The organism is Arthrobacter sp. AB6, assembly GCF_031844545.1.
Classification (GTDB): Bacteria; Actinomycetota; Actinomycetes; order Actinomycetales; family Micrococcaceae; genus Arthrobacter.
Genome location: NZ_JAUZVL010000003.1, coordinates 208,924 through 226,895, shown reverse-complemented (window position 1 = coordinate 226,895; position 17,972 = coordinate 208,924). Strand labels below are relative to the sequence as shown.

Genomic DNA, 17,972 nt, shown 5'->3' with positions numbered 1-17,972 from the left:
GGCCGCCCTGCAGCCTCCTGCAGGAGGCCGCGAAAAGATTTTTTGGCTACCCGTAACCTTTCCGCCGTCCCCTGCGATGTAGGAGGTGATGGGTCCGCCCGCCGGGCCCGAATCAAACCTGTTGTCTAGTTTCTGGAGTGTCTTATGTCGTTGTTCACCGTTCTTGCCACCAGCAAAGTAGCCGCCGGAGTCCTGGCAGCAGGCACCATTGCCGTCGGCGGAACCGGCGCCGCCGCCGTTTCCGGTGTCCTCCCCGCCGAGGCGCAGCAGACCGCCCACGACCTTTTCGGCGCACCGGCCCCGAAGCTGGCAGCAGAAGCAGCAGGCGACGCGCAGGCAACTGCCGACGCCGCTGCCGGCACCGACGCTTCCGCAGACGCTGACGCCGACGCTGCAGCCGCAGGCGACGCCACCGTTACCGGCGACAACGCTTCCGCCCAGGCCTCCGCCTCCGCTGGTGCCAACACTGCCGTTGATGCAGCCGGCGCCGCAGCCTTCGGCCTGTGCACCGCCTTCACCAACGGCGGCCTCAACGCTTCCTCCGAGGGCTTCTCCTCGCTGGTGATCGCCGCTGAAGGCGAGGCAAACATCGAAAGCTTCTGCGCCGACGTCGTTGCCGAGGCTGACGCCGCCGCCGAGGCCGGCGCCGCCGCTACAGGGTCCGCAGCTGTTGATGTTGAACTTCCCGAAGCGCCTGCTGTTCCGGCAGTTCCCGCCGTTCCCGGTGTCGACGGCGAACCCGCCGTTCCCGCCGTTCCGGCTGTCCCCGCCGAAGCCGGCAGCGTAGTGGACACCCCCTCCGTTTCGGTCCGCTAACCGCCAGTCGGTAGTCTGTACTGCGGGAACGGCAGTGGCTCCGTTCCCGCAGTACGGCAGTCCGGGTCTGCACGAACGCCAGCCGCACGTGCGGCAACGTGCCCGGACCAGATGCCGAATGACGGCACGCAACACCATGGAGACTGGCAGTCCGAACCCGAGACCGGGACAGGCGTGAGCCGCGTCCCGGGATGGAGGAGCCGCTGGTGCTAAGCACTTTGGCCCAAGAAGAGACCGACATACTCGAGGGTACGGCCGGAACAGATCCGGCTGTGCTGTTCGGTGCTGCCTACCGGTCCTTCGCCGGCCCCGTCCAGGGGTACCTCCGGGCGCGCGGGGTGGATGATCCGGAGGCGGTCACCCAGGACGTCTTCCTTGCCTTCTACCCGAAAATCGGCGATCTCACGGGCGGTCTTCAAGGCGCCAAGTCACTGCTTTTTTCCATGGCACATGCGCGGATGGTTGATTATTACCGCCGGCTGGAGCGCAGGCCCCAGCTGAGCCCCTACGATCCCGAGCTGGACGCCAGGACCACGCCGTCGGCAGAAGAACACGCCGTTGAACTTCATGGCGGCGCCGCCGCAATGCTGGACGGACTCAGCGATGAACACCAGGAAGTCCTGGCCCTCCGCGTAGTGGCCGACCTGTCCATAGAACAGGTGGCCGGCATCATGGGCAAGAGCACCGGAGCCGTCAAGCAGCTCCAGCGCAGGGCCCTGCACAACCTCAAGGCACAGACGCTTCAACGAAACCAGGGCAATCATGAGTGACACCGCAGCATCCCGCAGCGACTCGTTCGTAAACCAGCTGCTCCTCGAGGCAGGCATGGACGACGACGCCCGGCTCCGCCCTGCGCTGCTGGAGCTTCGTGCGCTCGCGGACGCCACTCCCGCGCCCTCCGCCGCGGTCGCTGCGCTGATGATGCCGGCCGTGGCTGCTGCCCCTCAACCGGCCGCAACCCTTGATGACGTCCCTCGCGCGGACGAGCTGGCGGCACGCCGCAGGGCCAAGCGGCGCGTCGCGCTCACCACGCTGTCCGTGGCGCTCTCGCTGAGTGCCGGCGGCGCTGTTGCGGCGGCGTCGGACCAGGGGATCCGCGAGTCCTTCACCCAACTGGGCCACAGCATCACCTCATTCATGACCGGCTCCGGGGGAGCACCTGCCGGCAACCAGGCCGACGAACCCGCCGCGCCCCTCCCGGCGAATCCAGCCGGCCCGGCAACTGCCCCGGCCGTCCCAGCCCCCGGCCCGGATCCGGTGCCGGCCGGCGGACTCCCGGCTGTGCCTTCCGACGGGCCCGGAGTACCGGAAACCGCCCCCGGCCAGGCCTCTCCGGGCAACGCCGCCGACCTACCGGCATCGGGCACGCTGCCCGCCGCCGTTCCGGACGACCTTGCGGAAGGCCTCGGCCGCCCCCCGGTCCCCGTCCCCGGGCCGTCGGACATTACGCTGCCCGGAACACTGCCCACGGTCCCGGTGCCCTAAACCCGCTTTTCAGTAGGCTGCTCCGCTTGCCTTGACCATGGCGCCTGACGGGCTGGCCAGGTACCAGACGTTGTTGACGCCCTGGCCCAGGATGTCGCCGGGCTTGGCGTCCTTGGCGAAGTAGTACAGCGGCAGTCCCGCCAGTGTTACCTGCTTCTTCCCGTCCGGCGTCGCGATGGTGCCCAGCGCCCCGCTGACGCCGTCCGCGGACGGCCGTTCCGACGTGGTGGTGACCGGCGGCCAGGCTGCAAGGCAGGCGTCCGTGCAGGCGCTGGTTCCGGAGTCCTTGACATCCTTCGTGAAGAAGTAGACGCTCATGCCCTTGGCATCCACAACGATGGCCCCCGCGGTTGAGGAGGCTGTCTTGAGCTCGACGGCGGCACTGGCGCTTGCAGAAGCGGCGGGCGGACCCGCCGTGGCTGCCGAACTGGTGGCCGCCGGACCGGTGGTGGCCGGTGCGGTTCCGGTGCTGCCGCCGCAGGCGGCCAGCGCCGCGGAAAGGGCCAGGGCGGCGAGGCCTGCGCCCACGTTGCGTTTCATGGGGTTGCTCCTTGGCTGGGCCCGGCGTCGGATCACCGGACGCTAATCCTTACGACGCACCGGGACGGGGTTTGGTTCACGCCCGCCGCGCATTGAACCTTCCGCCGGACCACGGCGTCTTTACGGGCGTATAAAAGAACTGTGGGTGAACCCCGGCAGGAGGGACGGCGTGCCGCTTGATGAGGACGTGGTGAAGTCCATCTACCGCGACCACGGCCCTGCCCTGCGCCGCTTTGTGCTGGGCGTTTCCCGGGATCCGCAGCTCGCCGAGGACGTGGTCCAGGAAACCGTGCTGCGCGTCTGGCAGCAAACGCCTGAGATCACCGGGAGCCTGCGCAGCTACCTGTACCGGACGGCCCGGAACATCATGATCGACAACTACCGCAGGGCGCAGCGCCGCCCCGCGGAAATGCTGGAAGGCGACGTTACCGAGCCCGCAGCAGTCATGGAGAAAGTGGACGAGCTCCTCAACCGCGTGCTGGTGGAAGAGGCCCTGGTCCGGCTGAGCAAGGAACACCGGGACGTCCTGGTGGCCCTGCACTACCGGCGCTTCACCGTGAACGAGGCCGCCGTCCAGCTCAACATCCCCAGCGGAACGGTCAAATCGCGCGCCTATTATGCCGTGCGGGCCTTGCGCACCATCCTGGACGAGATGGGGGTGGAACGGTGAACACCGCGGAACCGCACCAGCTGCTGGGCGCCTACCTCCTGGGCGGCCTGGACGCCAAGGACCTCGAAACGTTCGAGGCCCACCTGCAGGAGTGCGGGAAGTGCCGCGATGAACTTGCGGGCCTGGAGAAGGTTCCCATGCTGCTCGACGCCCTCCCCGTGCCGGACGCCGCGGCGCTCACGGCTGAGCCGCGGAGACAGCCTGATCCGGCGCCGTTCCCAGATCCGGTGCCGCTGCTGCGCAAACTGGCGCACCGCCGTCGGACATTACGACGGCGGTGGACGGCGCTGGCAGCCGCCGCAGCCGCCGCGTGCCTTGCCTTGGGCCTGGCGGGCGGTCCGCTCCTGGTCCGGCCCCCGCAGCCGGACGCCACCTACTCGGTGCAGTCGGGCGGCGGCCTCCAGTTCAGGGTGGACCTCGCCCGGAAGACCTGGGGAACAGAGCTTGCCGTGAACGGCAGCAGCCTCCCGGCCGAGGGGACGCTGTCCCTGTGGGTACGGGACCGCGACGGCGGCGAGGACCGGGCGTGCGCCTGGACGGCGACTCCCAGCGGCAGGGTCAAGGTCACCGGGGCCACGCCGCTCCAGCTGGGGAGCATCGCAAGCGTTGAACTGCGCGATGCCACCGAACGCGCCGTGGCCGTGATCACCGTCCCCTGACGTGCCGGCCCTGGGGGCCCCCGCCGTCAAACAGGCTAGTTGTTCAATTTGCCCAGCTTGGCGCGAACTACCATGAAGACGCCGTAACAGATCAGGCCCGCCCCCACAGCGGCCAGGAGGTAGACGCCGAAGGGCTGGTCACGGAGGGCGCGGAGCCCGCCGTCGAGTCCCGTGGAGTCTTCCGGATGGGCCTGGAGGGTGGCCACCGCGATCAGCAGGCCTGCCAGCAGCAGCACCGTGCCCTTGGCCACGTACCCCGTGACGCCAAGCACCGTAACTGCAGTCCGGGCTGACGGGGAAGCCGGCATGACCAGGTGCTTTTCGAAGGATTTCCTCAGGCCGCGGATACCGTAGATGACTCCGGTGACGGCGATGGCGGCGCCCAGCAGGACCAGCAGGGCCACACCTCCGGGAGCCCTCATCAAGGTCAGGGTGAGGTCTGCGGCGCTTTTTTGGTTGTCCCCGCCGGACCCTGTTCCCATGGCGAAGGACATGAGCGTCAAGGCGAGTCCGGTGAAGACGAGCGCCTGGACGCCGGCCTTGGCCTTCTTTCCGGCTTTTTCCTTGGTGGGCAGGCGGTTGTAGTCAAAGATGGCATCGCTGGTTTGCCATAGTGCCAGGCCGGCGCAGGCAGCGAAGCTTGCCCACAGGAGGAACGGCCCTGCGGGCTGGGTGGCGAGCTCGGCCACCGCGCCGCTGAAATCAGCATTTCCGGTACCTCCAGATGCCAACCTGATGGCGATTGCGCCGACCAGCAGGTGCAGGATGCCGCTCGCCGCGAAGCCTGCCCTCGCCAGCAGTTCCAGCGTCCGCGAGTTGGTGACGTTTTCCGCCGCGTCAACGGCCTGCTTCATTTCCTTTTTGATGGCTGTTCCTTTGTGCATGTGCTCAGCTGGCGTGCGCCCCCTGCACACAGGGCAATCGTGCCACGCGGAGGCGGTGCGGAACAGTGGCCGCCCCCGGCGGCCGGCGGGAGTGGCCGGCTTCAGCATGGCCGGACGCCGGCTGCGGCCCTGCAGGACGGTCCTAGAGCCGGCGGTAGCAGAGGTCGAAGATCAGCCGCCCGGCCTCGTGGGCCTTGGCCTCGAAGCTGGTCCGGATCCGTCCTTCGAAACGGGGCGCCCAGCCGCCGGTTTCGTCAATTCCTTCGTTGGGGCCGGTGTGCTCGGTGCTGACGGGGGCGCGGCCCTCCCTGACCGGCGCACCGCCCACCACGGACTCGACGCCCGACTGCCACACCTGTGTGAGGGGACTTTCCGGGCCGCGGCGCTCGCCGGTGTGCAGGTTTTCAAAGTCTTGTGAACCCGCCAGGACATCCCGGACGTGGACGGCGTAGTTGGACCAGTCGGTGGCGATCCGCCACAGGCCTCCCGGTTTCAGGGCACGGGCTGCGAGGCCGGCAAATTCGGGCTGGATGAGGCGGCGCTTGTGGTGCCGGGACTTGTGCCACGGATCGGGAAAGAAGACCCACAGTTCGCTGACGGAGCCCGCCGGGAGCATCGTGGCCAGGACTTCGGGGGCGTTGGCCTCCACCACCCGGACGTTGCTGAGGCCGCGGCTGTTGATCTTGATGATGGTGTTGGCCAGGCCCGGGGTGTAGACCTCAACTGCCAGGAAGTCGGTGTCCGGGTTCTGCTCGGCGGCGTGGCACACGGCGTCGCCCAGGCCCGAGCCGATCTCCACAATGAGGGGAGCCTTGCGGCCAAACTCGGCTTCGGCGTCGAATGTGTAGTCGGGGTGGACCGAGGTGTTCGCAACGTGGCGGGGGACGTCCACCGCCCACCGTTCCGCATGCTCCTCCCAGGCCGCCTGCCGGCGGCCCTGCAGGCGCGTGCCGCGGCGGACGAAGCTGACCGGCCGGCCGCCGTACGTGCCAAAGGAAGCCTGCGTCCCGGGCGTGACGGGCCTGGGGACATGCGGCTGCTGGGGGTTTTCCGGGGATTCGCTCATCCCTTCCAGAATAGCGGCGCACGGACCGTGTGCTGCTCACAGGTTCCCCAACTGGTCCAGTGCAGGACCCGCGGCCAGGGCAACCACTAAGCCGCCGATGCACAGTGCAACGGCGGCCCGCCCCCGCCCGGGCGGTGAGTGCGGTTGGCCGTACACGATGGGGATGGACAGTGCCAGTGACGGCAGCGAAAAAAGGAGGGGCAGGCTAAAGAACGCTAAAGGCACCAGCCAGGGCGTCTCTGACGGGCCGTTGGACGGATATGTGGCAAGCATGGCAAATATGGCCAGCGGAGCTGTGATCGTCATGCTGGCAAGGGAAAGGCCGGCCAATATCAGGCTGGCGTTTGCTTTGCGCACGTTGCCGTGGACCAGGGGTGCCCTGCTCTCCGCCGGAGTTTCCCCGGCCTGCGCCATCCCGTGCCCACGTGGTTCATTCGGTGGCTGAATGCCCATCATCCTCCTGCCGTTTGCGCTGATCGCTGAGCAACCTGCGGCTGCTGCAAGTTACAACGTAGGCGTGGCGCCGGAACCGCCGGAAGGTGCCGCGGTCCATATGTGGATAACCCGGGCAGCCAGCCCACCCTGCAAGAATGGGCTGATGAGGGAAGCGACCAATGCCAAGGCATGGAACCGCCGGGCAGGTGACCCTGGGGTGAAGGGGCAGCCAGGGACGCTGGTGGACGCAGAAGTTGACGAGACGCCCGCGCCCGGGCCCACCCAGGTTGGCAGCCGCCGGCAGCTCGTATACCTGGGGCTGTGCCTGGTCCTGATCGGACTGAACCTGCGGACAGTCTTTTCCAGCTTCTCCGCAGTCCTTCCCGAGGTAATGGCCCAGGCAGCCCTGCCCGGCTGGGCCGTGGTGGTGCTGACCACCGTGCCCGTCACGCTGCTGGGCGTGTTCGCGCCCCTGGCCCCGGTACTGGCAAGGCGGTTCGGCGCCGAGCGCGTGCTCCTCGGCGCCATGGCGGTGCTTACGGCAGGGCTGTTGCTGCGCCCCGCTGAACTGGGCCTGCCGGCAACCGGGCAGGACGCCGGCCACCTGCCGGCTCTCCTGGCAGGGACAGCGGCCTGCGGGGCGGCCATCGCCCTGTGCAACGTGCTGTTGCCCGGGCTGGTCAAGCGCGACTTCCCGCACCGGCTGGGCCTGATGGGCGGGCTCTACACCACAGCCATCTGCGCTTCGGCGGCGTTGGGGGCAGGCTTCACCTACCCGGTCTACACGGCAACGGGGGAGTGGACCCTGGCGCTGTGGTCCTGGGCGGTGCCTGCCGCCGTCGTCCTTCTCTTGTTCCTCCCGGTGGCCCTCCGACAGCCGCGCATCCGGCACCAGGCCGTCAGGGACGGCGTGAACGTGTGGCGCTCCGCCGTGGCCTGGCAGGTGACCATCTTCATGGTGCTGCAGGCCATGATGTCCTTCAGCGTCTTCGCCTGGCTGGCGCCGATCCTCCGGGAACGGGGCGTGGACGGGGCAACGGCGGGGCTGATCGTCTCGATGTCCATTGTGCTGCAGATGCTCGGTTCGCTGTTCGCGCCCGCACTCGCCGCCAGGCTGAAGGACCAGCGTGCCATCAACGCCGCCGTGGCCCTCATGACCGGGGCGGGCTTCGCGCTCAGCATCTTCGGCCCCCTGGAGCTGGTCTGGGCGTGGGCGGGCCTGTTGGGACTGGGCCAGGGCAGCCTCACCGCCGCGGCGCTGACCATGATCATGCTGCGGACCCGGGACGGGCACACCGCCGCACACCTGTCCGGAATGATGCAGGGCGTGGGCTACGGGCTGGGCTCCACCGGCACGCTGATGGTGGGCCAGCTGCACCAGGCTACAGGGTCCTTCACAGCAGCCGGGGTCCTGTTCCTGGTGGTGGGGCTGCTGGCGGGGATCTTCGGGTACCGCGCCGGCCGCGACCGGTTCGTCAGTTAAGGGCGGTCACCGTGCAGGATTCCGTTGTTCCAACGACCAGTCCCGCGGCGGGCATCCTCCGGGGGACGTACCTCTGGGTGACGGTTGGCACGTGTGCCCTGGTGTTCCTGGCCGCATTCGAATCCCTCGCCGTCACCACCATCATGCCCCTGGTCAGCCGCGAACTCGACGGCGCAGGACTCTATGCGCTCGCGTTTGCCGGGCCCCTGGCAACAGGCGTGATCGGCATGGTTGCCGCCGGAAACTGGTCCGACCGGCGCGGCCCCACAGCCCCGCTCTACGCCTCCGTGGCCTTGTTTGTGCTGGGCCTGCTGATTGCCGGAACCGCCGTGTCCATGCCCGTGCTGGTTGCAGGCCGCCTGGTGCAGGGCCTGGGCGGGGGAGCCCTGACAGTGGCGCTGTATGTGCTGGTGGCGCGCATCTATCCCGGCACCCTGCACCCCAAGATCTTTGCGGCGTTCTCCGCGGCGTGGGTGATCCCGTCACTGGTGGGGCCTTTTGCGGCCGGGATCGTGGCGCAGGTCTTCAGCTGGCACTGGGTCTTCCTGGGCGTGGTGGGGCTGGTCATCCCAGCGCTGCTCATGGTCGCGCCCGTGCTCCGGGGACTGGAGCCTGAACCGGCCGGGGCGCCGCATCTGCGGCCACCCTGGGCGCCGGGCCGGTTGGCCTGGGCAACCCTGGCGGCGCTCGCTGTGCTGGGGCTCAACCTGTCACGGGAAATCCGGATCCCCGGTGTTCCCGCCGCGCCGGCACTCGTGGCGGTTGCCGCCGTCGTGATTGCCCTGCTGGCCGTCCGCCCGCTGGTTCCGCGGGGCACCCTTGCCGCCCGCCGCGGCCTGCCCAGCGTGATCCTGGTGCGCGGGCTCGCCTCGGCTGCGTTCTTCGGGGCCGAGGTTTACCTGCCGTACCTGCTGATCGAGCAGTATGCCTTTCCGCCCACCTTCGCCGGCCTTACCCTCACCGGCGGGGCGCTGGCGTGGGCAGGCGCTGCGGCCGTCCAGGGACGCCTGGGCAGCAGGCTGTCCCACCGCGGTGCCGTGAGCATTGGTGCCCTGATGGTCCTCGGCGCGGTGATCCTCGCCTTGGCCACCACCGCGTTCCATTGGCCGCCCGCCGTCGTCATTGCCGGCTGGATTTTTGCCGGCGGAGGCATGGGGCTGCTGTATCCGCGGCTCAGTGTGATGACCTTGGCGCTGTCCAGCAAGGAAAATGAGGGCTTCAACAGCTCCGCCATGTCCATCGCGGACTCGCTGGGCGGGGCGCTTGCCCTCGCCACCACGGGCATCGTGTTCGCGGCATTTACGACGACGGCGGAATCCTTCGCCGGGGTCTTCGGCCTCGCCGCGGTGCTCGCCGCCGCCGCGGCCGCCGTCGCGCCCCGGATCACCGGCCGTCCGCGCACGTAGCGCGCCCAACGGGGCACCCGGGCCGGCCGCCGGATTCCCGGGGCGCGGGGTCAGGGCAGCCGGGTGGCCCGCAGGACGACGTCGGCGATCGTTGCGTGCCGTCCGTCAGGCCCGGTGACCGGCCGCTCCCGGCTGGTCTGGACCTCCAGTTGCCATTCGGGACCGTCAAGCCCCAGTTCCTGGACGAGCTCATCGCAGGTATAGAACATCCCCCGGTGGTTGTGCCCGCCGCCCCACGGCGGGAGCCTGTCCGGGTGGTGCCCCACCACCAGCAGCGTGCCGCCGCGCTTGACCGCCGCTGCGGCGGTGCGGAGCGGGCCCTGCCAGGCGAGCTCCTCCGAGTGCAGGAACTGCGACGTAACCAGGTCGAAGGAGTCCCCGGGCTCCCACTGGTCAAGGTCCGCTTGTTGCCAGGTGATCCGGCTTCCGATGGTGCCCTCCGCGGCATGGACGCTTTCCCGTGCCAGCGCGGCCTTTTCATGGGACCGTGCCCGGTCCAGGGCCACCGCGGAGACGTCGATGGCGGTGACTGTCCACCCCTGCTGGGCAAGCCAGATGGCGTCAGCTCCTTCGCCGCAGCCAAGGTCCAGCGCTTTACCGGGACGGAGGCCGCCGGCTTCCCGCACCAGCTGGGGGTTGGGCTTGCCGCTCCACATCCGGGGTTTGCTGCGGTATCGGTCGTCCCAGATGGCCGCGGCGTCGGCTCCGGCGTGTATGGCCACGCCTTCGGTGAGCGTTCCGTCGGAAAGGCCAGGCCCGGCGTCGTGCGTCTTCTGCTGCGGTTCAGGATGCTGCGCGTCGTTCCCGCGGGCGGCGTGTTCACTCATGCCTCAAGCCTGCCCCGGCCCCGCCCCCAAGGCAACGCCCAACTAGGTAGCGCCAAGTGTCGTTTTCATGGGTCAAAACGACACTTGGCGCTACCTAGTTGGGAGGGGCGGAGAAGGGGAGCGGGCCCGGGATGCTAGACTGGTGGAACTTGATGTGCAGTGATGCCCAGGTTTTCCTGTGTGAAGGTCCCCCTTCATCCAGGGGCTGGGCTTTTTTCATGTGAGAGGCACATCCTGCGTCGATGAACGCATTCCATTTGGTCCCGGCCGCCGCTTTGCATAAGCGGCAGCAGGCTGGTTGATCACCTGAATTTTCTTCGGCGAACCCTTGAGCCAACCGGCATCGGGGGCCGATATCCGCATGGATACCGCCTGAAAGACCTTTGACTTTGACTACATTTGCTGCCCTCGGCACGCCCAAAGCCCTTGCCGACACCCTCACCGCCCAGGGAATCGAAACCCCGTTCCCCATCCAGGTGAAGACCCTCCCTGACACCCTTGCAGGACGCGACGTCCTGGGCCGCGGCCGCACCGGTTCCGGCAAGACCATCGCCTTCGCCATCCCGCTGGTGGCCCGCCTCGCCGAGCGCGAAGCACCGTACTTCCGCAAGCCCGGCCGCCCGATGGGCCTGGTCCTTGCTCCCACCCGTGAACTGGCAACCCAGATCAACGCCACCATCGAGCCGCTGGCCAAGGCTGCCGGCCTGAACACCACCGTGATCTACGGCGGCATCTCCCAGGCGCGGCAGGAAAAGGCGCTGCGTGCCGGCGTCGACATTGTCATCGCCTGCCCCGGCCGCCTGGAGGACCTGATCCGCCAGCGCATCCTCACTCTCGAGGCCGTGGAAATCACCGTGCTGGACGAGGCGGACCACATGGCCGACCTTGGCTTCCTGCCCGTGGTGAAGAAGCTCATGGACATGACCCCCAGCCAAGGCCAGCGCCTGCTGTTCTCCGCCACCCTGGACAACGGCGTGGACAAGATCGTCCAGCGCTACCTGTCCAATCCGCTGACTCACTCCGTGGACGACCCCCAGGCCGCGGTCACCACCATGGAGCACCACGTCCTGGTGGTCAACGACCAGACCGTCAAGAAGCAGCTGATCGTTGAGCTCGCCTCAGGTGCCGGCCGCCGCGTCCTCTTCATGCGGACCAAGCACCACGCCCGCAAGCTGGCCAAGACCCTGACCGACGCCGGGATCCCGGCCGTCGACCTGCATGGCAACCTGTCGCAGAACGCCCGTGACCGCAACCTCGCCGAGTTCTCCAACGGTGACGTCCGCGTCCTGGTGGCCACCGACGTCGCCGCCCGCGGTGTTCACGTGGACGACGTCGAACTGGTCATCCACGTTGACCCGCCCACCGAGCACAAGGCGTACCTGCACCGTTCAGGCCGCACCGCCCGCGCCGGTTCCGACGGCACCGTTGTCACGCTGACCCTCCCGGAGCAGCAGAGCGACGTGAAGAAGCTGATGAAGGCCGCCGGCGTCGAGGTCAACTTCGAACGGGTCACCGCCAACTCACCGCTCGTTGCCGAACTCGTGGGTGAGATGGCAGAAAAGATCGACCCGCGAACCCGCGCTGCACTGCTGGCCAAGAAGGCCGCGCAGCAGGGCGGCGGCACCTCCACGGGTGCCAACGCCGAGCGCAAGCGCGCACGCCGCCAGGCCGCACCCACCACGGGCGGCCGGGGCGGCCGCGGCGGCCGGGGCAAGGTTTCGGCCGAGCCTGTCCGCACCGATGTTCCCCGCGCCGAGCGCCGGGCCGTTGCCTTCGAAGGCCGTACCGAAGCCCGCGCAGCATTCGATCGGGTGGCTGAGCAGAACGAGGACCGCGCCATTGCGGCAGCGGCGGCACGGCGCAACAACCGTGGCCGCGTCACCGCTTCCACGCACCGCAACGACGTCCCCGCAGCAGGTGGCCGTGCATCGGCCGGCCGCGGTTCGGACGGCCGTGCAGAGTCGCGGGTAACCCGCAGCGAAGCCCCCCGCGGCGGCACGGGCCGCCCGGCCAGCTCAGGACGTCCGGCTGCCTCGGGCGGCCAGCGCAGTGGACGCCCGGCAACCGGTCAGCGCGCGGCAGCCGGTGCGGGTGCAGGTACCCGCGGCGGTTCACGCTCCGCTGGTGCGGGTGCGGGTGCGGCCAGCGGCGGCAACAAAGCCGTCTGGTCCTCCAACACCGGCGGCACGTCCGGCGGGTCCTACGGTTCGAGCAACGGCGGCGGCTCCGGCCGTCCCGCCCGCAGCGGTCCCCGCCGCGCGTCGGCTCCGGCGTCCAACGAGCGCCGCAGCCGCTAACCTTTCGGACTTTCGCGCCCCATTCGGACGGCCGCTCCCGGGATCCCGGGAGCGGCCGTCAGATTCGGTAGCGGAAAACGGCGGGTTCTTACCAGCCGCGGGCGCGCCACTCCTCGAGGTGCGGCCGCTCAGCGCCCAGGGTTGTCGGCTTGCCGTGTCCCGGATGCACGACGGCGGTGTCCGGGTAGATGCCGAACAGCCGCTCGGTTACGTCGGACAGCAGCAGGCTGAACCGCTCCGGATCCTTCTGGGTGTTGCCCACGCCGCCGGGGAACAGCGAGTCGCCGGAGAAAATGTGCGTTGGCCCCTCGGGGTCTTCATACACAAAGGCAATCGAGCCCGGTGTGTGTCCACGCAGGTGGACCGCGGTGAGCGAAATGCCGTCCACGGCAACGGTGTCCCCCTGCCCAAGGCGCCGGTCCACTGGGACAGGCAGCGCATCGGCGTCGTCCGTTCCGGCAACGGTGGACGCCCCGGTGGCGGCCACCAGCTCCTTCAGCGCCCGGACGTGGTCCCAGTGCTGGTGCGTGGTGGCGACTACGGCCAGCCGCGCCGGTGCGGGCGTGTCCCCAGCCGCATCCTGCAGGAGCTGCCGGATGGCGGGAAGGTCATCCGCGGCGTCGATCAGCACCTGCTCGCCGCTGCCTTTGGCGGTCAGCAGGTACACGTTGTTGTCCATTTCGCTGACGGAAATGCCGCGGATGGTCAGGGCTGGCAGGTCGTACAGAAGTGAGTCCATGGGCTTGAGTCTATTCACGGCCCTCGGACACCCAGTTGGGGTCCGCTGAGCGGGAGCCGACGACGGCGTCCGAGGCTTCACCGAGCGCGTCCAGCTGGGCAGGGGTGAGGTCCAACGCGAGGGCGCCTAGGTTTTCGTCGATCCGGTGGCGCTTGCGCGTGCCGGGGATGGGGACGACCGGCAGGCCCAGCCGCCTGCCCTGGGCGAACAGCCAGGCCAGGGCAACCTGGGCAGGTGTTGCGTCCAGTTCGCCAGCCACAGACCGGACGGTGTCCACCACTGCCTGGTTGGCGCTTGCAGCATCCAGGGCGAAACGGGGGATCCGGCGTCGGAAGTCCTTTTCGCCCAGGCTCGAGGCGTCCACGGTGCCGGTGAGGAATCCCCGGCCCAGCGGCGAATACGGCACAAAACCCACTCCCAGGGCGGCCGCGGCAGGAACAACGTTGCGTTCCACGTCGCGGCTCCAGATGGACCATTCACTCTGGACCGCCGCAATGGGGTGGACGGCGGAGGCTTCCTCCAACTCCTGGGCCGTCACTTCGGACAGCCCCAGGTGCTTGACCTTGCCCTGCTGCACAAGCTCCGCCATGGCCTCCACGGTTTCCACAATCGGAACGCGGAGGTCACGGCGGTGCATGTAGTAGAGGTCAATCCGGTCGGTTCCCAGCCGTTGCAGGCTGCGGTCCACGGCCTGGCGGATGTAGGCGGCGTCCCCCCGGATGTCCGTGTAGCCGTCCGCCGGCGTCCCCACCAAACCGAATTTAGTGGCCAGCTGGACCTCGTTCCGCCGCTCCTTCAGCAGCCGCGCGATCAGTTCCTCGTTGCTGCCCCCGCCATAGATGTCCGCGGTGTCAATGAAGCTGACACCGGAGTCGACGGCGTGATGCAGCGTCCGGAGAGCGTCCTCCGGGTCCACCTCCCCGTAGACCGGCGTGAGCGCCATTCCGCCGAAGCCGAGGGGGCTGACGCTGAGGCCGTCGCCGAGTCCAACTGTGGATGCCATGGGTTCTCCTGTTCGTTTCCTCTTGTGCAGGCTCAAAATCTTCACAGTCGCTGGGCAGGGCCTAATCCCAGGGAATCACCCGGTCCGCAGACCGCCGGGTGGCTTGGATCAGTACGGCGTTGGCTTCGTCAGGACCGGCTGCCCACGCTTCCGCCGCTTGCCGGTCCATCCCGAAGGAGACATGCCTCGCCACGAGCCGGCCCAGCCGCAGCGCTGGCGGCGTGTCCACGAACCACACCTCGTCCAGCTGGGCTCGGATGTCTTTCCAAGGCTCCTGCTCCATCAGCAGGTAGTTGCCTTCCGTGATGACCAGCGGCACCTCCGCCGGCACCGCAATGGAGGCTGCCACGGGTTCATCCAGGGTGCGCCGGAACTCCGGCGCGTAAACCACCGGCTCGTCGCGCCGGGCCAGGCGGCGCAGCAGTGAAAGGTACCCGCCGGCGTCGAACGTGTCCATGGCCCCCTTGCGCTGCCGGAGCGGCGTGCCGTCAATAATGGCGTTGCCCAGGTGGAAGCCGTCCATGGGCACCACCACGGCCTGCCCTGGACCGAACTGCCGCCGGATCCATTCCGCGAAGGTGGACTTGCCCGAGCCGGGCGCTCCGGCGATGCCCAGGATGATGCGCGTCCCGGGAACCAGCCGGCGCCGGAGGGCGTCCATGGCCTGGGTGATCTCGGGGGAGTCCATGGCAAAAGCCTAGACTGCCCGGGGGACAGGACAGGACAGTCGCTGAGCCTGGAACGCCGCCCCTCTGCTGCACAGGCCGGCGTCACCCAGGTGGAACAGGCCTTTGGCGGCAGTCCGCGGCCGAAGCCGTTGGTGCCGCCCGTCTGGTCCAGGATGTGGAACCAGTCGCCCGAATCGTAGCTGTTGCGGTCCAGGGACTGGTGCTGCGCGGTTCTACCGGTCCTGCGGCAAAGCCTTCAGGCCGGCGACGGAGCCCACGATCCCCGCGATAAAAGCCACTTTGAGCACGCTGAAGGCTTCCGCGCCGGTGGCCATTGCCCAGCCGACGGTCAGCGCGGCGCCTACCCCCACCCACACGGCGTAGGCGGTGCCCAAGGGGATGTGCCGGATGGCCCAGCCCAGTCCCAGCATGCTGAACGTTGCCGTAACGGCGAAAACCATGGTGGGGAGCGGTCTGCTGAAGCCGTAGGACAGGCCAAGGGCCGTGGCCCACACGGCTTCCAGGACCGCCGAGGCCAGCAGCACCAGCCAGGGAACCCTGTGCTGCAGCATCACGCCACCACCTTCAAGCCCACCACGCACACTGCGATGCCGGACAGCAGGAGGAGGCGCGCCGCCGTCGGGCGCTCGACCCTGCTGGCGATCGCGTAGGCGGAGGTCAGCACCACGCCGACGCCTACCCACACGGCGTAGGCCGTGCCGGTGGGAATGGACTGCATGGCGAGTGCCAGGCCGCCGGTGCTTGCCGCGGCGGACACCAGGAAGAGTGCAGCCGGCGCAATGCGGCGGCGTCCGGCAGCCTGGAAGGCGCGGTGCAAGGCTGCCGCCCAGACGGCCTCGAGGGCGCCGGAAAGAATGAGTATCAGCCACGACATGGGGGATCCTTTGGCCAGTCTTGTCGTGTGCCGGGTACTGAACCGTCGTCCGGAGGCTCGGTTGCAGAGCCTTGCTTTCCAGCGTAGCAACGCGCGACGACGGCGGGCCACCGGTGGTGGCGAACCTCACCACTGCCTCTTCCACCCCAACTAGGTAGCGCTAAGTGTCGTTATGAGCCTCCAAAACGACACTTAGCGCTACCTAGTTGGGCCGGGCAGGGAGGGTTAGAGCGCGCCGCCGGCGGCCTCGGGCGCTGCGGCGTCGCGGCCGCCGTCGCCGATGGTTTCCCGGGCGATGAAGTTCTCGATGTCGAACAGGTTGTCCGCGCGCTCGGCGATGTTCAGGAGCGTGGTCATGGAGGCTACTTCCTCCACCTGCTCCTTGAGGAACCAGAGCATAAACTGCTCGCCCAGGGCGTCATTTTCGCCCCGGGCGGCCCGGAACAGGTCCTCGATGTTCTTGGTGACTTCCTTTTCCTGCTGCAGGGCAAGGGCCAGTGGCTCCGTGACGGAGGCGAAGTCGTTGCGGACGGCCGGAACGCCGGGGATGGTGAAGGTAATGTCCCGGTCCAGCATGTACTGCACCATCATCATGGCGTGGTTCCGCTCTTCCACGGACTGGCGGTAGAAGTATCTGGCCAGTTGGGGGAGGTCCTGGTTGGCGAACCAGGTGGCCACGGCAATGTACTGCTGGGAGGCAGCGAACTCATTGCCGATCTGGGTGGACAGGAGGGCATTGAAGTTTGAAGTGGTCATAGCCCGAGTCTAGGGACGGCCGCTGGGCGTGGCCAGTATGGGAAGGCTTCACTTCTCAGCCAGCCCGCTGCACCAGCAACTGTTCAACACGCTCCGGCGCGTAAAGGCTCTCCTCCACCAGCCTGCACAGGCCAATGGCCGTGGCGGTCCTGCTGTCCGCCGGCACAATCTCCAGGTCCACCAGGGAGGGCTCGAAGGCGTCGTCCAGGATCTGCCGGCGGCAGGCACGCAGGAAGTCCGGGAGCACTCCGACGAGCCCGCCAATGGCGATGCGCCCCGGGTTCAGCGTGCCCACGGTCGCGGCGAGCGCACGTCCCAGCACCCTTCCGGCTTCCGCGACGGCGGAGCGAACGGCGGGGTCGCTGCCACAGGCGTCCACAAGCTGCCGCAGCGTCCCATAGCCGGAGAGCTTCGGATCGGCGAGCAGCGCCCGCCCCGAGGCCACGGCGGCGAGGCAGCCGTCCCTGCCGCAGCGGCAGCGCCGGCCCGCGGCCTCGGGGACGCGGACGTGCCCGATGTCCCCGGCGGCGCCGTGGGCGCCACGCACCAGTGCGCCGCCGACAATAATGCCGGAGCCGACGCCGGTGCTGACTTTGACAGCCACGAGGGATTCGAGCGGCTCCCGGACCTCCCCTACGGCCATCGAGCGGACGTCATTTTCCAGCAGGACCGGGCAGTCCAGCCTTGACTCCATCACCTCCTGCAGGCGCTGGAGGTCCCAGTGGGCAAGGACGGTCCGCTCCAGCCCCAGCCGGTGGAGCGGGTCTACGGGAGCGGGCAGTCCCACTCCCGCTCCCACGGGCTGCCGCCCGTCGAGCAGACGGAGGGACTCCTTGATGACCTGGCCGGCCACGTCCTCCTGGGATTGCACGATATCGATGGGCAGCAGGGCGGAGGCCACGATTTCGCGGCTTAGGGACAGGAGGTGGATCCCCGCGTGGGTGTGGCCGATATCGATGCCGAGGACCAGCTTGTTGCGGTCATCGAAGCGAAGGGCGCGCGGCGGCCTGCCGCGCTGGGCATGTATTGGGGTGGATTCATAAACCAGGCCCGCGGCGAAAAGCGCGTCGAGCCGTTCATAGAGGGTGGACCGCGCCATGCCCGTGATGTCCAACAGTTCCGCGCGGCTGTAACCTGCCGCGTTCGAGCGCAGCAGCTGGAGAACATGGCCGGCACTTGTGGCAAGCCCCACCGGAGGTTGGCCCGAGCCCCCGACGAGCGTCCTCTGCTGGGTCATGCTCGCTCCCTCTGAAGTGGACCAGGCTGGCCTGCAGCCGGGGCGTTGACGTGGTCTGGATCACACAATTATGATCGACCATCAGACAAAAATACTATCTGCCCTT

The 17,972-nt window shown here is 68.5% G+C and carries 20 protein-coding genes and 1 riboswitch; of the genes, 8 read left to right on the top strand and 12 right to left on the bottom strand.

Going from position 1 to position 17,972, the window contains the following annotated elements:
• Nucleotides 1-144: 144 nt before the first annotated feature.
• The 3 genes from Q9R30_RS03805 to Q9R30_RS03795 all read left to right on the top strand — a co-directional run bounded on the left by Q9R30_RS03805 (nt 145) and on the right by Q9R30_RS03795 (nt 2,301).
• Nucleotides 145-816 carry a protein tyrosine phosphatase gene (locus Q9R30_RS03805; RefSeq protein WP_311216821.1) on the top strand — a complete coding sequence of 224 codons (672 nt, stop codon included), beginning with the start codon at nt 145-147 and terminating at the stop codon, nt 814-816.
• 191 nt (nt 817-1,007) lie between these two features.
• Entirely contained in the window at nt 1,008-1,586 is a 579-nt protein-coding gene (locus Q9R30_RS03800) for an RNA polymerase sigma factor (RefSeq protein WP_104999286.1), read from the top strand.
• Complete coding sequence (locus Q9R30_RS03795) at nt 1,579-2,301, top strand: hypothetical protein (RefSeq protein WP_104999285.1); 723 nt, start codon at nt 1,579-1,581, stop codon at nt 2,299-2,301. Before Q9R30_RS03800 ends, Q9R30_RS03795 begins: the two co-directional genes overlap by 8 nt.
• A gap of 9 nt (nt 2,302-2,310) precedes the next feature.
• Here the strand turns inward: Q9R30_RS03795 and Q9R30_RS03790 are convergent, their stop codons facing one another.
• Nucleotides 2,311-2,841: a hypothetical protein gene (locus Q9R30_RS03790; RefSeq protein ID WP_311216820.1), complete on the bottom strand. Its 531-nt coding sequence runs from the start codon at nt 2,839-2,841 to the stop codon at nt 2,311-2,313.
• A gap of 169 nt (nt 2,842-3,010) precedes the next feature.
• Between Q9R30_RS03790 and Q9R30_RS03785 the strand changes: the two genes are divergently transcribed.
• Nucleotides 3,011-3,511 (top strand): sigma-70 family RNA polymerase sigma factor, encoded by a 501-nt coding sequence (locus tag Q9R30_RS03785; protein WP_311216819.1) that lies wholly within the window; start codon nt 3,011-3,013, stop codon nt 3,509-3,511.
• Nucleotides 3,508-4,170, top strand: a complete 663-nt coding sequence (locus Q9R30_RS03780) for a zf-HC2 domain-containing protein (RefSeq protein ID WP_311216818.1) — start codon at nt 3,508-3,510, stop codon at nt 4,168-4,170. The genes Q9R30_RS03785 and Q9R30_RS03780 overlap by 4 nt, the downstream gene beginning before the upstream one ends.
• A gap of 35 nt (nt 4,171-4,205) precedes the next feature.
• Here Q9R30_RS03780 and Q9R30_RS03775 read toward each other — a convergent pair whose 3' ends face one another.
• The 3 genes from Q9R30_RS03775 to Q9R30_RS03765 all read right to left on the bottom strand — a co-directional run bounded on the left by Q9R30_RS03775 (nt 4,206) and on the right by Q9R30_RS03765 (nt 6,426).
• Nucleotides 4,206-5,054 carry a DUF1206 domain-containing protein gene (locus Q9R30_RS03775; RefSeq protein ID WP_104999281.1) on the bottom strand — a complete coding sequence of 283 codons (849 nt, stop codon included), beginning with the start codon at nt 5,052-5,054 and terminating at the stop codon, nt 4,206-4,208.
• Nucleotides 5,055-5,196: 142 nt separating this feature from the next.
• Nucleotides 5,197-6,120, bottom strand: coding sequence for a tRNA (guanosine(46)-N7)-methyltransferase TrmB (gene trmB, locus Q9R30_RS03770; protein ID WP_104999280.1), 924 nt, complete (start codon nt 6,118-6,120; stop codon nt 5,197-5,199).
• Between the two features lie 36 nt (nt 6,121-6,156).
• On the bottom strand, nt 6,157-6,426 hold the full coding sequence (locus Q9R30_RS03765; RefSeq protein ID WP_311216817.1) for a hypothetical protein: 270 nt from the start codon (nt 6,424-6,426) through the stop codon (nt 6,157-6,159).
• Between the two features lie 292 nt (nt 6,427-6,718).
• Here Q9R30_RS03765 and Q9R30_RS03760 point away from each other — a divergent pair, with 292 nt between their 5' ends.
• Entirely contained in the window at nt 6,719-8,038 is a 1,320-nt protein-coding gene (locus tag Q9R30_RS03760; RefSeq protein ID WP_199775286.1) for an MFS transporter, read from the top strand.
• An 11-nt stretch (nt 8,039-8,049) separates the two neighbouring features.
• Entirely contained in the window at nt 8,050-9,444 is a 1,395-nt protein-coding gene (locus Q9R30_RS03755) for an MFS transporter (protein ID WP_311216816.1), read from the top strand.
• Between the two features lie 50 nt (nt 9,445-9,494).
• Here Q9R30_RS03755 and Q9R30_RS03750 read toward each other — a convergent pair whose 3' ends face one another.
• Nucleotides 9,495-10,271: a class I SAM-dependent methyltransferase gene (locus Q9R30_RS03750; protein ID WP_311216815.1), complete on the bottom strand. Its 777-nt coding sequence runs from the start codon at nt 10,269-10,271 to the stop codon at nt 9,495-9,497.
• 389 nt (nt 10,272-10,660) lie between these two features.
• Between Q9R30_RS03750 and Q9R30_RS03745 the strand changes: the two genes are divergently transcribed.
• A complete protein-coding gene (locus tag Q9R30_RS03745) occupies nt 10,661-12,568 on the top strand; it encodes a DEAD/DEAH box helicase (RefSeq protein ID WP_311216814.1) in 1,908 nt (635 codons plus the stop codon).
• A gap of 88 nt (nt 12,569-12,656) precedes the next feature.
• Here Q9R30_RS03745 and Q9R30_RS03740 read toward each other — a convergent pair whose 3' ends face one another.
• The 7 genes from Q9R30_RS03740 to Q9R30_RS03710 all read right to left on the bottom strand — a co-directional run bounded on the left by Q9R30_RS03740 (nt 12,657) and on the right by Q9R30_RS03710 (nt 17,866).
• Nucleotides 12,657-13,307, bottom strand: coding sequence for an MBL fold metallo-hydrolase (locus Q9R30_RS03740; RefSeq protein WP_311216813.1), 651 nt, complete (start codon nt 13,305-13,307; stop codon nt 12,657-12,659).
• A 10-nt stretch (nt 13,308-13,317) separates the two neighbouring features.
• Entirely contained in the window at nt 13,318-14,310 is a 993-nt protein-coding gene (locus Q9R30_RS03735) for an aldo/keto reductase (RefSeq protein WP_104999274.1), read from the bottom strand.
• A gap of 61 nt (nt 14,311-14,371) precedes the next feature.
• Nucleotides 14,372-14,998, bottom strand: a complete 627-nt coding sequence (locus Q9R30_RS03730; RefSeq protein ID WP_104999273.1) for a nucleoside/nucleotide kinase family protein — start codon at nt 14,996-14,998, stop codon at nt 14,372-14,374.
• 213 nt (nt 14,999-15,211) lie between these two features.
• Nucleotides 15,212-15,550 (bottom strand): SMR family transporter, encoded by a 339-nt coding sequence (locus Q9R30_RS03725; protein WP_311216847.1) that lies wholly within the window; start codon nt 15,548-15,550, stop codon nt 15,212-15,214.
• Nucleotides 15,550-15,873 (bottom strand): multidrug efflux SMR transporter, encoded by a 324-nt coding sequence (locus Q9R30_RS03720; RefSeq protein ID WP_104999271.1) that lies wholly within the window; start codon nt 15,871-15,873, stop codon nt 15,550-15,552. The genes Q9R30_RS03725 and Q9R30_RS03720 overlap by 1 nt, the downstream gene beginning before the upstream one ends.
• 9 nt (nt 15,874-15,882) lie before the next feature.
• Nucleotides 15,883-15,948: riboswitch (guanidine-III (ykkC-III) riboswitch) on the bottom strand.
• 150 nt (nt 15,949-16,098) lie between these two features.
• Complete coding sequence (locus Q9R30_RS03715; RefSeq protein WP_104999270.1) at nt 16,099-16,629, bottom strand: ferritin; 531 nt, start codon at nt 16,627-16,629, stop codon at nt 16,099-16,101.
• 55 nt (nt 16,630-16,684) lie between these two features.
• Nucleotides 16,685-17,866, bottom strand: a complete 1,182-nt coding sequence (locus tag Q9R30_RS03710) for an ROK family protein (RefSeq protein ID WP_311216812.1) — start codon at nt 17,864-17,866, stop codon at nt 16,685-16,687.
• Between the last annotated feature and the right edge of the window lie 106 nt (nt 17,867-17,972).